A 14309-nucleotide genomic window follows, 5' to 3' on the forward strand; every position below is an offset into this window, starting at 1 on the left:
TAGAATCTCCTCCACAAACGGGACTGTATTTTGCGTCGTCGCCGATCTGTAAGTACTGCTAGGTGTCGAAAAGAATACAGAAGGCAGGAAAACCAGGAAGCGATGAGGCTGTGCGCCTCTCGTTGATATTACGGAAGATGCACATCTGTTCAGTCGCCGGCATCATACAGTTATCTGGCCGAAAAGCAACAACTTTTTTCAAATACATAAAATAACATCCACCGTGAGCAGGGTATTATTCAAATCATTAACATTTATAATTACCTTGCCTAACAGCAGTAGGCATGCTAGCGTCTAACATGATTGAAGTTTGTTCTGAAGTATAGAAGTATACCAGCAACGTAAAAAATAGACCCGTCAGGAAAAGCCACGCGGACCTATATAGGCTATGTGGCCTTTTTATTTTTTACCGGGCATTCTTTAAAATCTCCCGATTTTTTAACTGAACCGATTATCCACCACGAAACCCGAGGAGAATACGATGGGGCGAAAACCCAATTATGGTTATGAGAAACGGCAGAAAGAAATTGCACGAAAGGCAAAAAAAGAAGAGAAAAGAAAATTAAGACGCGAAGAAAAAGATGAAAATCCGGAAGAGAGCGATCAGCCTCTGGAGGATCAGCAACCACCGGATGATGCCTGAATATATCTATTCCACCGGGAGCGTCACTCCACCCCGCGACCGTTCAATAATGCAGCTCGAGCAAATCCTGGCCACTCAAGAGGTCAGGGCGCCCGCATATAACAGTATAAAGGACAACTTATGATGGATACTAAACAACTTGCCGCCGGCGACCCGATTGAAGCTCGCTGTACCAAGTGCCGAAAAATCACGAACCATACAATCGTTGCCATGAACGCCAGCAAACCGGCGAAAGTTGAGTGCAATACCTGTCAAGGACAGCATCTTTACCGTAAACCGAGAGCAACCCCGCAAACAACTGCCCGGGCAAAAGCAACCGCGTCGAAGCTGACCCTGCAGAAAAAATGGAATGAACTCCAGTCAGAGACCGAAGGCCAGGAGGCGAAGAAGTATTCGATGGACGACTCCTATAAGGTTGGCGCCCTGATAAAACATACCCAGTTTGGAATCGGTCATGTCCAGAGTGTTGCCGGAGCACGTAAAATGGAAGTTCTCTTTACCGACGGTTTGAAAACAATGCGCTGCAAATAGCGGCACACTGGAGTCATCGACAAGAAAGGGCAATTCCATGCTTATTTGCGACTTGTGCAAGGCGCAGACAGAGAAAGGCAAACGGGAAACTCCGCATAAAGACCTTGTCAAGGTCGATGAACGTCGTTTTTTCAAGGGTGCAGCACCGCGCAGCTTCGAAGAACAGGATTACCGATGTCTGCTCTGTTCAACCAAGTTCACCTGGAGCAGCAACAAAAACGACCACGCCTGGACAATGTGGCAGGGTTAGAAACTCTCACGAATTACAACTGGGCTATCTCATGAAAAGAAGGCGTAATCCTCAACGGATCACGCCTTTTTGTCTAATGGGAGCGGGTTCCGACCGAAGAGACAAGCCCCGTCAGGCATTCTTTTACCATCAGGGCTCTGGCTCTACTCATGCGATACCGGCCGCAGCAATTTCATGATCTGGTCCGACTTCAGTAGCTTGCCTTGTGAGACCAGCTTTCCATCGATCGCCAGTCCGGGAGTGGTCATGCAGCCGAATGTCATGATGTCATTCAGCTCCATAATCTTCTCAATTTCAACCTCTTCGCCCAAGGCCCCGGCGGCTTCCCTGGCGTTCGTTGCCAGTTCGTTGCACTTGGCACAACCGGTGCCGAGAATCTGGATCTTCTTCATGGTCCTGCTCCTTTCATGATTGCGTTGTTTTTTATCCGGTTATCGCTCCATATATAAGTCCCGAGATCGTCGCCATCATGATGACAAGCAACACAAAAACAATTGTTTTTTTGGTTCCCATAACCGACCGGATCACCAGCATGTTCGGCAAACTCAGTGCCGGACCGGCAAGCAACAGGGCCAGGGCCGGCCCCTCTCCCATACCGGCGCCCATCAACCCCTGCAGAATCGGTACCTCCGTCAATGTCGCAAAATACATAAAGGCGCCGACCACCGATGCAAACAGGTTGGCCCATATCGAATTGCCGCCAACCAGGCCGGCGATCCAATGCGAGGGGATCAATCCTTCCTGATCCGGCCGGCCGAGTAGCGCACCGGCAATCAGAACCCCCCAGAGCAGAAGTGGCAGGATCTTTTTGGCGAAATCCCAACTGGTGGTAAACCACTCCTCCAATTCACCGTCGTTGTTCTGAGCCGTTGTTAAAAGCACTGTCAAACCGATGGTTCCGGCAACGAAAGCCAATACAGGATAATCCGGAAGCAAAAGCGCAAGGATCAGTGTCGGTGCGGCGACAACCACCATCCGCCAGTGATTGACCTTGAACCACAGAACCAGAATGACCGCCAACGCCAAAGAGAACAATCCAGTAATCGGCCATCTTGTGGCGTAAATTGCTTGCCAAAGCCCGCTTGAATCAGTCGGCCGACCCCAATTGGCAAAAACCAGAATCCCGACCATGGACGCAAATAAAAGCGCGTTCTGCCAGAGGGGACGCGACACCTCCGGTTCCGGCATCGCCGCGGCCGCGGCTACTTTTTCCAGCTCTTCCTTGCGGAAGAACAGGTGCATGAGCAACCCGATAATGACTGAAAAACTGACGGCACCGACCGCACGGGCAATCCCCATCCCGGGCCCCAGAACAGCTGCCGTCAAGACGATCGCCAGAATGTTGATAGCCGGTCCCGAATAGAGGAATGCACTGGCAGGGCCCAATCCGGCCCCCATTCGATAAATACCGGCAAAAAGAGGCAGAATTGTACAGGAGCAGACCGCCAGAATGCTGCCGGCCACCGAGGCGACCCCATAGGCCAGGAACTTGTTCGCCTTCGGTCCGAGGTACTTCATCACCGCCGCCTGACTGACGAAGACCCCGACGGCGCCGGCAATGAAAAAAGCCGGGACCAGGCACAGCAGTACATGTTCCTGGGCATACCACTTGGCTAAATGGAGTGCCTCCCAAAAAGAATTTTCTATTCGCTCTGTTTCCTGCAGCCAATCAACCGGCAGGTAATAAAGGCCGGCAAAAATTACGACTATCGCCAGCAAAGGCTTCCATTCATTTTTCCAGGTCATAGCTCTAACCAGCATAGCTATTTGGCAAATTCGCCAAATAGCAGTGTAAAAAATTTTAGTTGCCGACAGCTTTCAACAATGCAGTCCGATCACTTGCACTCGCCTCGAGAACCGATTCGACGCATCCGAAAAAGTTCAAAATACACGGCACGCGGAGACGGTAGAAGACCTGGTTGCCACGCTTGTCGTCCATGACGATGCCAGCCTGCTTGAGAACAGAGAGGTGCTTCGAGACAGTTGAAACGTCAGCTCCGATCTGCTCGGTCAGGTCGCAGACGCAGCGCTCTTCCTTTTCCAGCTCCTCGATAATAAACAGCCGGGTCGGATGCGCCATCGCCTTGAGAACCCCGGCACGAGCATTGAGAAGCGTTTTTCTGTTTTCGTCCATTTGAACCTCCACCTATTTGGCAATATAACCAAATAGCCAAATAGGTGCAACAAAAAAATGACATGTCTCTGTTTCGACCATGTCCTTTCCTTAAACTCCCCGGGCCGATGATATCGGGCACAAGGATTATATTTTCAATTTACTCCGGAAGAGAAAAGAGATTGCTGCTTTTACCATTCTGGCCAACTTCATATAAACCTTGAAATTTCTCCGGCCTCCTTGCGTGGCGGCGTCTTCGGTTGCTCGTCGGCATAGCCATAAACGATCAGCGCTGCAACCGTTTCCCCTTCGGGCAGATCAATGATCCGGGCGATGGCATCGTCGTCAATAACTCCGAAGATACAGGTTCCGACCCCTTTGGCGTGAGCCGCCAGGCAGAAGGTCTGGCAGGCGATCCCGGCATCGAATGCCTCCCAGAAACGGGCGTTCGAGCTGTCGAAATCGCCGTACTTGTCGAGCCGGCCGCTCTTGCCTTCTACGAAGCTGAGCACCGCTACCCCACGGGCATTTTCCAGGGTCTTGATGTTGTAGGCAAAGCCTTGTAGCCCGTCGGTGGTCAACCTTGCAAGCACCTCCTCGCTATCGACCAGGGTGTAACGGGCTGTCTGGGTGTTTGCCCACGACGGCGCCCAGCGGCTGAGTTCAACGATCTCCTCCATCGTCTCGCGGTCGACTTTTTAATCCTTGAACTTGCGTACACTTCTCCGGTTCTTGATCATGTCAATGGCATCCATAGCTTCTCCTTTGTCCAATGCATGTGCCTGGCTTCAGCATGTAAGTGATCAAACAGTGGCAGGCTTCTTTTCTGAATTATACAGACACGAACTGCCTTTTTTAATGTTTCAATCCGGCAAGGGCTCACGGCTACGGTCATGAATCCAGAGCATTACACCAAATGCAACCAGGGCAACAATTGCCAGCCAGGCCGCCGGGGCGGTTGCCGATCCGCTGAACTGAATCAACCATGTGGCGAACATCGGCGTCGCACCACCGATCACTCCGAGGCCGAGATTATAGGCCACCGAATACCCCGACAGTCGGTCACTGGCCGGGAAGAGTTCGACGAACATCGCCGGCGCCGTACCCAGGGGAACAGCGAGCAGGGCGGCAAAACTGAACTGAGCGATCACCGCTCCGCTAAAACCGGTGCCGGCAAACCAGAGGAACAGTGGCATGGCAATCAGGGCCAGAACCAACATCGCCCCGCCAATGAAGTGGGTTCGACGAACGTAGCGATCACTGACCCAGCCGGCAATCGGGATCAGAACCAGCAGGAAAGCGGTCGCCGCCGTATTGATCTGCAGGGCCAGGTCCCGGGCCATGCCGCCCTGGCTGTGCAGCCATTCGGGCATGTAAACAACCGGGATGTAGAAGATGACCCCGTAGGCCGAGGCGAACAGGATCGCCTGAATCATCTCGCGGCGGTTGGTGGTGAACGCCTGCAGCAGCGGGGATGTCTTGCAGCGATCGCTGTGGTGCTTGTTAAAATGTTCCGACTGTGGCAGCCGCATCCGCAGGACGATCGAAGTGCCACCGATCAGGCCGCCGAACAGAAACGGCAGCCGCCAGCCCCAATCGGAAACGCTAGCGCTCGACAGTGCGGTTGTCACCAATGCGGCGACACCAGATCCAAGCAGCATACCGGTCATGCTGCCGATATTAGCCCAGCTGCCGGCGAATCCGCGTCGATCGCGGTCTGCCGTCTCAACCATATAGGTCACCGAACTGCTGAATTCGCCACCCACCGAGAGACCTTGTACCAGGCGGATGAGAACCAGGAGCACGGCAGCCCAGACGCCGACGCTTTCGTAGGTGGGTAGACAGCCGAGGAGAAAGGTCGGCAGCGCCATCATGATTACCGAAACCAGCATCGTCTGGCTGCGCCCGATCGTATCACCCATCCAGCCGAAGACCGCCGAGCCGAGAGGGCGCATGAGGAACCCGGCGGCAAACACTCCGTATGTAGCGATCAGGGAGGCCGTACTGTCGTCACCCGGGAAAAATAAACCCGAGATGATACCGGCCATGTAGCCGTACAGTGCGAAATCATACCATTCAACAACGTTTCCGATGAAACCGGCCAGCAGAGCAGTGTGCCCCTTGCTGATGTTCACAACAGATTCCTTTCTACTCGATCGAGTTTCGTTGCTCCGTATAACCCTAACGTTCCATATCCGCATGTCAAATATTCGCGGCTACGGGATGCATTAACCAGCAACGTGGAGGCAGGAACGGCATTATGTGCAATACGGTTGGTTATAAATCGAGCGATCGGCAAGAAAGAGAATTCAGGTCCCGGGGTTGATATTGCAGAAGACGCCCCACGAGCCACATCGAAAACCATAAGGCCGATCTCGCAAAAGAGATCGGCCTTATGGTTATTGGCTCCCCGAACCGGGCGGTAGTGGGCAGTGGGAAGATAACGTACAACTCTAATTCATCAACCTATTCTATGCCTTGAGCTTCAATGCAATCTTTGCAACATGGGCTCCCTGGAACCGGGCTCCGGCTAATTCGTTCTCGCTCGGCATTCGCTCTCCTTCGCCACCGGCGATTGTCGAAGCGCCGTAGGGACTGCACCCGGTGATCTCGGAGACCCCCATCTGCCCGGAAAAAGCATAGGGCAAGCCGACGACCACCATGCCATGATGCAGCAGGGTGGTGTGGAATGTCAGAATAGTCGATTCCTGGCCGCCGTGCTGAGTGGCTGAGCAGGCAAAAACGCTACCGACCTTGCCGACCAGGGAGCCATTCTGCCAGAGTCCACCGGTGGCGTCGAGGAACTGACGCATCTGGCCACACATGTTGCCAAAGCGGGTCGGGGTGCCGAAGATGATTGCGTCGGCTTCCGCCAGATCATCGACGCTCGCTATGGGAATGTAAGCCATGGCCCGTTGAGCCTCCTGCGCCCCCATCTTGTCCAGTACCTCATCGGAAAGCGTTTCCGGGACACGCTTGATGACTGCCTCACACCCCTCCACTTCGCGAACACCTTCTGCGACCGCCTCAGCCATTTTTAAAACATGGCCATACATGCTGTAGTGAATGATCAACACCTTGCACATAAAATTCTCCTCTCAAAGATGTTCGCTAATTAAGCCTCTGCCGCCGCTAACATGGATATGGATCCGCCGGTTATTAAACATTACTGTACGAAAGTTCACAGTCAACTACTTATTGCTTAGAGAGTTTCAGAACAGGAAAGTTATTATTGAGTATAAAAAAGATGTGGTCCTAATACCAGGACCACATCTTGTCTGGTTTGGCTCCCCGAGCCGGGCGGTAGTGGGTAGTTGGAGGAGAGCTTTGGTTTCGACTCACTATGACTCTGTTTTCTCCCTATGTAATGCAGCTCCAATAGCGCCGACGATTTCCGGATGGGATGGAACCGTTATTGGCCGGCCGATCTTGCCTCCCAAAATGTCGACCAGAAACTGATTGTTGGCAACCCCCCCGGAAAATACAACTTCGTCAGATATGCCGACACGCTCCAGCATGCCGCTCAAACGATCGGCAACGGCGAGATGGATGGCGCGGGCAATATCGGCGGCGGCAAAGCCGCGATTCCGTAATGAAACCACTTCCGATTCGGCAAAGACAGCACACATACTGTTGATAGGGATATCTTGGGAAGAAGATCTCGCGGCGACGGAAAACTCTTCGAGTGAATACCCCAGGGAGGCAGACATGATTTCAAGAAAACGGCCGGTCCCGGCTGCACACTTGTCGTTCATATGAAATTGGACAACGCGCCCGTTGCCGTCAAGGGCAATGACCTTGGAGTCCTGCCCGCCGACATCGAGAATGGTGCGGCATTCCGGTACGCAATAGCGGGCTCCCTGGGCATGCGCCTTGATCTCGGTGATCACCTTTTGGGCGAAATGTTTCTGCGCCAGATGGCGCCCGTAGCCTGTCGCGACCACCTCGGACGGTGTGTAACGCGACACCATTTCTGCAGCCTGCTTGTGCGGCTCGAAGGGGCTTTCAACCACCTCTTTCTCAGCCAGAACCCCGTCACGAAACACCGCCATCTTGATCGCCCTGGAACCGAGATCTATTCCGATCTGCATGGCACCCTAATCCTGAAGCTGTTCAAGGAAGGCTTCAACCCGGGTTTGCAGTTGTCCGACATCTTCCGGAGAGTAGTCCGTCTCGATCGCCATAAACGGGATTCCCTCTTTGGCACACGCCTCGCGGAGCTTGACCGCTTCGATGTTATAGCTATGACAAAACTGGAGAGAGTAATCTATGATCCCATGCGCGCCAGATGCTCGGCACTCCTTGATCACCTGGTCGATCCTTTCATCATTTGGAGTAAAACAGGAACAGTCGATTTTCATGTACCGCTCGGTCAGTTTTTCGATCATCTGCTCCATGGTTGCTCCATCGGTATCGATCGTATCCTTGTAGTAGCGGGTTCCGATGCAACTTTCCTCGTTGACGACAATCGCACCCGCGCCTTCGATGATGTTGTGGAGCTTCCAGTTCGGCAACGCCATCGGTGCCCCCGAGACCATAACCCTCGTCGTCTCTGGTTCCGTCACAAATTTTGAATTCGAAATCCGATCCTCCAACTCTTCACACAGTTCATCAACTTTGGCTGTAAACCGTTCCGGGATATCGTAAAAAGCGATCTGCTGAATCAGCAGCATATCGCGCCCGCTGATCGGTGACGGGTCGTGATGCCGCAAATGATTGAGACGTTGCATCGCTTCGCGCTTCCGGTTCAGGGTTTCGATACCCGACTTGAGGTCAGCCTCGGAAATCTCCTTGCCGACGCGATTCTCGATCGCCCGTTTGAAATCCTTGACCTCCTCGATCCACAGGTGCTTGTCGCGCTCGCGTTTCATCTGTGGTATTTCCATGACGTGGGTCGGAACGTACTGGTCAAGGAGCTCCCACGTTTTCTTCTTGGCGTCACATGTCGTCTCACCGTAGACGAAATCAACAGCCTGGAATAAAGGACAGATGCGACCGACCTTAAAACCAAACGCCGATTTCACCATCGGACAGATATTACGCGGCAAGATCTTCTCCGCGTCGGCAATCGAGCCCTGAGAACCGCCACACAAGCCGATACAGACGCCATTGCCTGCCTGAATAATCTCTTCCGGGACATAGACACAGAAGGTCCCGACGACCGGACGACCTTCTGACTTGGCATCGACTATCTCCTCAATGCGACCCGTAAAGATATTACTCACCATGTCGTCGAAATAGGCCATCCCCTGTGGACGGTTCTGTTGACTGAGAAAGATGTTTTGAAAGGCGTACGTCAACATGGGCGGGACATTCATGAAACGGTCAACATCCATATCGAGCTTCGTCCAAAGCTCCGGATCTACTTTCACTTGGAACGTGTCAGACATCTGCATCCTCCTGCTTAAATAAAAATGTTTTGGTAAAGATTTTCTCTCGTAATTTGTGTGGATTAAATGGTTTAAATTCTCTAATATTGACAGCCGTACGTCAAACAGTTAGTTTCGATGTCATGAATGACTGTTATCGATATTTACGATAGGACAAACCATGAATTTACATCAGATCAAGATCTTCGTTGCCATCTCTGACAAAGGCAGTTTCTCGGCAGCGGCCGAAGCCATCGCATTAACTCAGTCGACGGTGAGCCAGCATATGGCTTCACTCGAAGATGAGGTTGGGGTCTCTCTGTTCGATCGACAGAAGCGCGGGGTCACCCTGACCTCGGGCGGGATAATTTTCCTTCGACACGCTCGACGAATTCTGAGTGAAAGCGATGCGCTGTTTCAGGCCATGAACGGCTTTCAGGGCCTTGAAGACGCAGAACTCGTTATTGGTGCGAGCAATATCCCCGCTAACTACCTGGTCCCTCCTCTGCTTGCAACATTGGAACAAAAACATCCCGGTATCTCTTTAACAATGCTCACCGGCGATACGGCCGAGGTCCTGAAGATGCTCGAAGGTACAGAAATTGAATTGGCCCTGGTTGGCAGTCGCACACAGCGTAAGGAGATCACGTTCGACCCTCTGGTCAATGATCCATTGGTACTTGTCGTGGCATCTTCACACCCGTGGGCCAAACAAAAAAAACTGTCGATCGACGACTTGTTCGGCAATCCTCTGATCATGCGGGAAAATGGCTCAGGGAGCGGCCAGTCACTCGACCAGGCGATGCGTCAGGCAGGAAGAAATCCAAGAGATCTCCACATCGCAGCGCATCTAGGCAGCAACGAAGCTGTTCTTCAGGCGGTCGCCAGTGGCTACAGTGGAGCATTCGTTTCGGAATTGTCCGTTCGACGCTGGAAACAGGCGGAACAACTTTGTCGCATCGACATTGACGGGTTGGTGGTTGAGCGTAAAATATGGCTTGCTACAATGAAGGGCCGGATACTGTCTCCAGCGGCCGAAGCCTTTACTCAGATATTAAAAAATCATTTCCAGAAAGATTGCGGCAGAAAGGCCTAAAAGGCGACCAGTCTGGAATTGGTTCCAAAATGCCGATTTCGAATCCCTAACCTTCTGATATTGCAGTAATTTAAAATATTTCACCCTTGAGAAGACAAAGCCATCAAAAAAAGGCCGATTTCATTGAAGAAATCGACCTTTATCTTTTTGGCTCCCCGAGCAAGACTCGAACTTGCGACAGGGTGATTAACAGTCACCTGCTCTACCAACTGAGCTATCGGGGAATAGCGCACGCTGAAAGCTTCAGCGAGTTGCGTTTATACCTTTTCAAAGCCACTTTTGTCAACCATAAAAACCGGTTTTCACGTTCATTTTATCGGGCAAGAAAAAAGCGCCTGCAGATTGGTTCCACAGGCGCCGTTATTGACTTTGTTATAAACCGGATCAGGCTCCGGGCCCACCTTTCTTGAGTTCCATCAGGATCAGCTTTGCTGTCGCCTTGAGGGTCTCGAAAACCCCTTCGCCGGTGGTGGCGCAGGCTTCGAATTCGGGAACCCCGTTCGGGTTGAGCAGACTGCGCAGTTCTTCCAGAGAAGAGCAGTTCGGCAGGTCACGCTTGTTGTACTGGATAACAAACGGAATCTTTTCGAGATCGTAGCCCTGTTCCTCAAGATTGACCTTGAGGTTCTCCATCGACTCGACATTGGCGTCGAGGCGCTCTTCCTGGGAGTCGGCAACAAAAACGACACCGTCAACACCCTTGAGGATCAGCTTACGGGATGCATCGTAGAAAACCTGGCCCGGAACGGTGTAGAGATGAAAGCGGGTCTTGAAACCGCGAATCTCGCCGAGGGCCAGCGGCAGGAAATCGAAGAACAGGGTCCGCTCGGTCTCGGTGGCAAGGGAAATCATCTTGCCTTTGGCGTCGGGAGACGTCTTCTGATAAACGAACTGCAGGTTGGTTGTTTTACCGCACAACCCGGGACCATAGTAGACGATTTTGCAGTTGATCTCCCGGGAGGCATAATTGATAAAAGACATTTATCCCTCCTTAATCAACTGAACAGATTGTCGATATCGTCGTCGGTAATCTCGGCGAATGGGCTTGGACCGGCATTCTGATCCTCCTGCTTCGCCTTGGCCGCCAACTCATCGAAGATGGTGCCAAGTTCGTCCGCCGCTTTTTTGACGCGAAGACGAACCAGGCCCAATGAACTGCGCTGGTCAAAAATGACAACCAGGATGACCCGGCCGCCAACGATTGAAATATGGATATTATCTTTCTCGCCTTCATGGAAAAGGATCGAAAATTCCTTTTCACCAATCAGCTTGGCCAAACCACCAGTGGCAGCAATATTACCAGCCGTCAGGGAAGCGAGCGATGTTGTATCGAGGTGCTCGGTCTCGCCGATGGATGTAATCAGCTGTCCGTTCTTATCGACCAGGAAGATGACCTTGGCGTTAGACTCACGCAGAAGCTTGTCTGAAACCTGGTTAATCTTCTTGAGCTCTTCGTCGTACATGACGAAGGTTGACGATTCGGGACCCGCCATACCTATACTCCTCCATTATGATTGCATATCCGTGCTTTTATAGCATCAATACGGCTCTCCATCAAGCATTTTCCCCTTGTTTTTATAGGTAATTAGCTCGCCGGAAAAAAGAAGCCCCCGGCACCGGGCCGGGGGCTGATTCATCACTTAATGCTGCTTTTGATTCTTTACGAATCGGAGCCGCAGTCGGCTGACAAGGCCGCCAGTTTTTTGTAGAGGTCGTAGCGGCTTGCCGAATCCTTGGCCGAGGCCGCCATCAGGGCATCGGCGTTCTCCGGATTGTTCTTCTTGAGAACCTTGAAGCGGTTCTGCTTGCCGGCGAACTCTTCAAATCCGATGGTCGGCTCCTTGCTGTCGAGCTGCAGCGGGTTCTTGCCTTCGGCAGAGAGCCGCGGATCGAAGCGGAACAGTGGCCAGTAGCCGGAATTGACCGCTTCCTTGCAGCCGTCAACGGCCGTCGTCATGTTGATGCCGTGGGCAATACAATGCGAGTAGGCAATGATCAGCGACGGGCCATCATAGGCATCGGCCTCAAGGAAGGCCTTGACGCACTGGGCCGGATTGGCGAGCGAGACCCGGGCGACGTAAATATTGCCATAGGTCATCGAGATCATGCTGAGGTCCTTCTTCGGCTGTTCCTTGCCGCCGGCAGCGAACTGGGCAACCGCAGCGATCGGCGTCGCCTTGGAAGCCTGACCGCCGGTATTGGAGTAAACCTCGGTATCGAGAACCAGCGCATTGATGTTGGCACCGGAAGCAAGAACGTGGTCGAGGCCACCGTAACCGATGTCATAAGCCCAACCGTCGCCGCCGTGAATCCAGACCGATTTCTTGACCAGGTAGTCGGCATCGGCCTTGAGCTGGGTTGCCGTCTCGTGGGTACACTTGGCGAGGATCTCCTTGAGCTCGGCAATACGGCCACGTTGTTCTTCAATCAACGCCTGGCTAGACTGGTCGGCGCCGAGAATCGCCCGTTTCAGCGGCTCGCTCCCCTTGCAGGCGGCACAGCCGCACTCGATGTTCTTCTCGAGCAGCTCCTGGGCATACTGCGTGGTCTTGTCGATCGACAGACGGAAGCCGAAACCGAATTCGGCGTTGTCCTCAAACAGCGAGTTGCTCCAGGCCGGACCGAGACCATCCTTGCGGGTTGTCCACGGCGTGGTCGGCAGGTTACCGCCATAAATCGACGAACAGCCGGTCGCATTGGCAACGACCATCCGGTCACCGAACAGCTGTGAACAGAGCTTGACAAAGGGCGTTTCGCCGCAACCGGCACAGGCGCCGGAGAATTCGAACATCGGCGGCAGGAACTGGCTCCCCTTGACCGTGGCCGCATTGAACAGTTCCGGATCAGTCTCCGGCAGGTTCAGGAAGAAGTCGAAGTTGGCACGCTCGGTCTCGCGCAGCGGAACCTGCGGCACCATGTTGATCGCCTTGTGGTTCTCGTCGGTTTTGCTCTTGGCCGGGCAGTTATGGACGCAGGCGCCGCAACCGGTGCAGTCCTCGACCGCGACCTGCAGGGTGAACTTCTTGCCGTCCATGTCCTTGCCCTTGGCGGCACAGGATTTGAAGGTTTTGGGCGCGCCCTTGAGCTCCTTCTCGTCGTAAATCTTCATCCGGATTGATGCGTGCGGACAGACGAACGAGCAAATGCCGCACTGGATGCAGAGTTCTTCATCCCAGGCCGGAGTGGTGATGGCGATGTTGCGCTTTTCGTACATCGCGGTCGCCGTCGGGAAGGTTCCGTCGGCCGGCATCGCCGAAATCGGCAGATGCTCGCCGATACCGTCAATGATCGGACCGAGAGTTTTCTGTACGGTTGCCGGCGTGTGACTCCACTGGCCGATGGTCATCTCGATATCGCTGTCGACCGTGCCCGGCACAGCAACTTCCTCGATATTCTCAAGAGCAGTGTCGACCGCCTGCTTGTTCATACTGACGACCTTTTCACCCGCCTTGCTGTAGGACTTAACGATCGCTTCCTTGATCTCCTTGATCGCCAGATCAAGCGTGATGATCCCGGAAATCTTGAAGAAAGCGGTCTGCATGATGACATTGATGCGGGGTCCGAGGCCGAGCTCGTTGCCGAGCCTGACACCATCGATCACGAAGAACTTGAGCTTCTTGTCGATAATGGTCTGCTGAACCTTCTTCGGCAGATGCGACCAGACATCAGCGGCACCGTACGGGCTGTTGAGCAGGAAGGTCGCGCCTTCCTTGGCATTTTTCAGCATGTCGTACTTCTCAAGGAATGAGAAGTTGTGACAGGCGACAAAATCAGCCGAGGTGATCAGGTACGGCGAACGGATCGTCTCTTTGCCGAAGCGGAGATGCGAGGTGGTCATACTGCCGGCCTTCTTTGAATCATAGACGAAGTAGGCCTGAACCTCGTTGTCGGTCGAATCACCGATAATCTTGATCGAGTTCTTGTTGGCGCCGACGGTGCCGTCGGAACCGAGGCCATAGAACATCGCCGAGTAGCCATCGAACGGCACACTGTAGTCAGCGTCGAATTCGAGGTAGCGGCCGGTCACATCGTCCTTGATGCCGACGACGAACTTGTTCATCGGCTTGTCGTGCTTCATGTTATCGAAAACCGACTTGGCCATACCGGGTGAAAACTCGTAGGAACCGAGGCCGTAACGACCGCCGACGATCGACGGGTAGCCATCGAACTGGAACAGCCCTTCGGCCATCGCTTCACCAATCGCGGTCCGAACATTGTGATAGAGCGGCTCGCCGAGGGAACCCGGCTCCTTGGTCCGGTCGAGAACCGAAATCTTCTTGACCGTCTTCGGCAGAATTTTGGCAAAG

General features: G+C 53.3%; 13 protein-coding genes, 1 tRNA gene and 1 pseudogene. 3 read left to right on the forward strand and 12 right to left on the reverse strand.

The window, feature by feature from the left end:
- The first annotated feature begins 766 nt into the window (after positions 1 to 766).
- Together C0623_09165 and C0623_09170 are read left to right on the forward strand one after the other, a co-directional pair.
- Positions 767 to 1174, forward strand: a complete 408-nt coding sequence (locus C0623_09165; protein ID PLX99656.1) for a hypothetical protein — start codon at positions 767 to 769, stop codon at positions 1172 to 1174.
- Between the two features lie 37 nt (positions 1175 to 1211).
- Positions 1212 to 1424: a hypothetical protein gene (locus tag C0623_09170; protein ID PLX99657.1), complete on the forward strand. Its 213-nt coding sequence runs from the start codon at positions 1212 to 1214 to the stop codon at positions 1422 to 1424.
- Positions 1425 to 1567: 143 nt separating this feature from the next.
- Here the strand turns inward: C0623_09170 and C0623_09175 are convergent, their stop codons facing one another.
- The 8 genes and pseudogenes from C0623_09175 to C0623_09210 form a co-directional block, all read right to left on the reverse strand.
- A complete protein-coding gene (locus tag C0623_09175) occupies positions 1568 to 1816 on the reverse strand; it encodes a thioredoxin family protein (GenBank protein PLX99658.1) in 249 nt (82 codons plus the stop codon).
- A gap of 31 nt (positions 1817 to 1847) precedes the next feature.
- The gene (locus tag C0623_09180; protein PLX99659.1) at positions 1848 to 3170 is read right to left on the reverse strand and encodes a hypothetical protein; all 1323 of its coding nucleotides are present in this window, start codon (positions 3168 to 3170) and stop codon (positions 1848 to 1850) included.
- A 55-nt stretch (positions 3171 to 3225) separates the two neighbouring features.
- The gene (locus tag C0623_09185) at positions 3226 to 3558 is read right to left on the reverse strand and encodes a transcriptional regulator (GenBank protein ID PLX99660.1); all 333 of its coding nucleotides are present in this window, start codon (positions 3556 to 3558) and stop codon (positions 3226 to 3228) included.
- 188 nt (positions 3559 to 3746) lie between these two features.
- Positions 3747 to 4292, reverse strand: a pseudogene (locus C0623_09190) (nitroreductase).
- A 108-nt stretch (positions 4293 to 4400) separates the two neighbouring features.
- Entirely contained in the window at positions 4401 to 5672 is a 1272-nt protein-coding gene (locus C0623_09195) for an MFS transporter (GenBank protein ID PLX99661.1), read from the reverse strand.
- 336 nt (positions 5673 to 6008) lie between these two features.
- Positions 6009 to 6623, reverse strand: a complete 615-nt coding sequence (locus tag C0623_09200) for an NAD(P)H:quinone oxidoreductase (GenBank protein PLX99662.1) — start codon at positions 6621 to 6623, stop codon at positions 6009 to 6011.
- Positions 6624 to 6878: 255 nt separating this feature from the next.
- Positions 6879 to 7628, reverse strand: a complete 750-nt coding sequence (locus C0623_09205; GenBank protein PLX99663.1) for a 3-hydroxyacyl-ACP dehydratase — start codon at positions 7626 to 7628, stop codon at positions 6879 to 6881.
- Between the two features lie 6 nt (positions 7629 to 7634).
- Positions 7635 to 8927 (reverse strand): 3-hydroxyacyl-ACP dehydratase, encoded by a 1293-nt coding sequence (locus C0623_09210; protein PLX99664.1) that lies wholly within the window; start codon positions 8925 to 8927, stop codon positions 7635 to 7637.
- Positions 8928 to 9087: 160 nt separating this feature from the next.
- Between C0623_09210 and C0623_09215 the strand changes: the two genes are divergently transcribed.
- On the forward strand, positions 9088 to 10002 hold the full coding sequence (locus C0623_09215) for a LysR family transcriptional regulator (protein PLX99665.1): 915 nt from the start codon (positions 9088 to 9090) through the stop codon (positions 10000 to 10002).
- A 148-nt stretch (positions 10003 to 10150) separates the two neighbouring features.
- On the opposite strand, the gene C0623_09220 is transcribed toward C0623_09215, so the two are convergent.
- The 4 genes from C0623_09220 to nifJ all read right to left on the reverse strand — a co-directional run.
- Positions 10151 to 10226 (reverse strand) — tRNA-Asn (locus C0623_09220).
- A gap of 160 nt (positions 10227 to 10386) precedes the next feature.
- On the reverse strand, positions 10387 to 10983 hold the full coding sequence (locus C0623_09225) for a gliding-motility protein MglA (GenBank protein PLX99666.1): 597 nt from the start codon (positions 10981 to 10983) through the stop codon (positions 10387 to 10389).
- 14 nt (positions 10984 to 10997) lie between these two features.
- Positions 10998 to 11495: a dynein regulation protein LC7 gene (locus C0623_09230; protein PLX99667.1), complete on the reverse strand. Its 498-nt coding sequence runs from the start codon at positions 11493 to 11495 to the stop codon at positions 10998 to 11000.
- A gap of 167 nt (positions 11496 to 11662) precedes the next feature.
- On the reverse strand, positions 11663 to 14309 hold a 2647-nt coding region (gene nifJ / locus C0623_09235), incomplete at its 5' end, for a pyruvate:ferredoxin (flavodoxin) oxidoreductase (GenBank protein ID PLX99668.1).

This window comes from Desulfuromonas sp. (assembly GCA_002869615.1).
Classification (GTDB): Bacteria; Desulfobacterota; Desulfuromonadia; order Desulfuromonadales; family UBA2294; genus BM707.

Bases quoted from the DNA above. Each gene is read 5' to 3' on its own strand.
- C0623_09230 (PLX99667.1), bottom strand. From the start codon at position 11,495: ATGGCGGGTCCCGAATCGTCAACCTTCGTCATGTACGACGAAGAGCTC.
- C0623_09170 (PLX99657.1), top strand. From the start codon at position 1,212: ATGCTTATTTGCGACTTGTGCAAGGCGCAGACAGAGAAAGGCAAACGG.
- C0623_09210 (PLX99664.1), bottom strand. From the start codon at position 8,927: ATGTCTGACACGTTCCAAGTGAAAGTAGATCCGGAGCTTTGGACGAAG.
- C0623_09205 (PLX99663.1), bottom strand. From the start codon at position 7,628: ATGCAGATCGGAATAGATCTCGGTTCCAGGGCGATCAAGATGGCGGTG.
- C0623_09165 (PLX99656.1), top strand. From the start codon at position 767: ATGGATACTAAACAACTTGCCGCCGGCGACCCGATTGAAGCTCGCTGT.
- C0623_09185 (PLX99660.1), bottom strand. From the start codon at position 3,558: ATGGACGAAAACAGAAAAACGCTTCTCAATGCTCGTGCCGGGGTTCTC.
- C0623_09215 (PLX99665.1), top strand. From the start codon at position 9,088: ATGAATTTACATCAGATCAAGATCTTCGTTGCCATCTCTGACAAAGGC.
- C0623_09180 (PLX99659.1), bottom strand. From the start codon at position 3,170: ATGACCTGGAAAAATGAATGGAAGCCTTTGCTGGCGATAGTCGTAATT.
- C0623_09225 (PLX99666.1), bottom strand. From the start codon at position 10,983: ATGTCTTTTATCAATTATGCCTCCCGGGAGATCAACTGCAAAATCGTC.
- C0623_09200 (PLX99662.1), bottom strand. From the start codon at position 6,623: ATGTGCAAGGTGTTGATCATTCACTACAGCATGTATGGCCATGTTTTA.
- C0623_09175 (PLX99658.1), bottom strand. From the start codon at position 1,816: ATGAAGAAGATCCAGATTCTCGGCACCGGTTGTGCCAAGTGCAACGAA.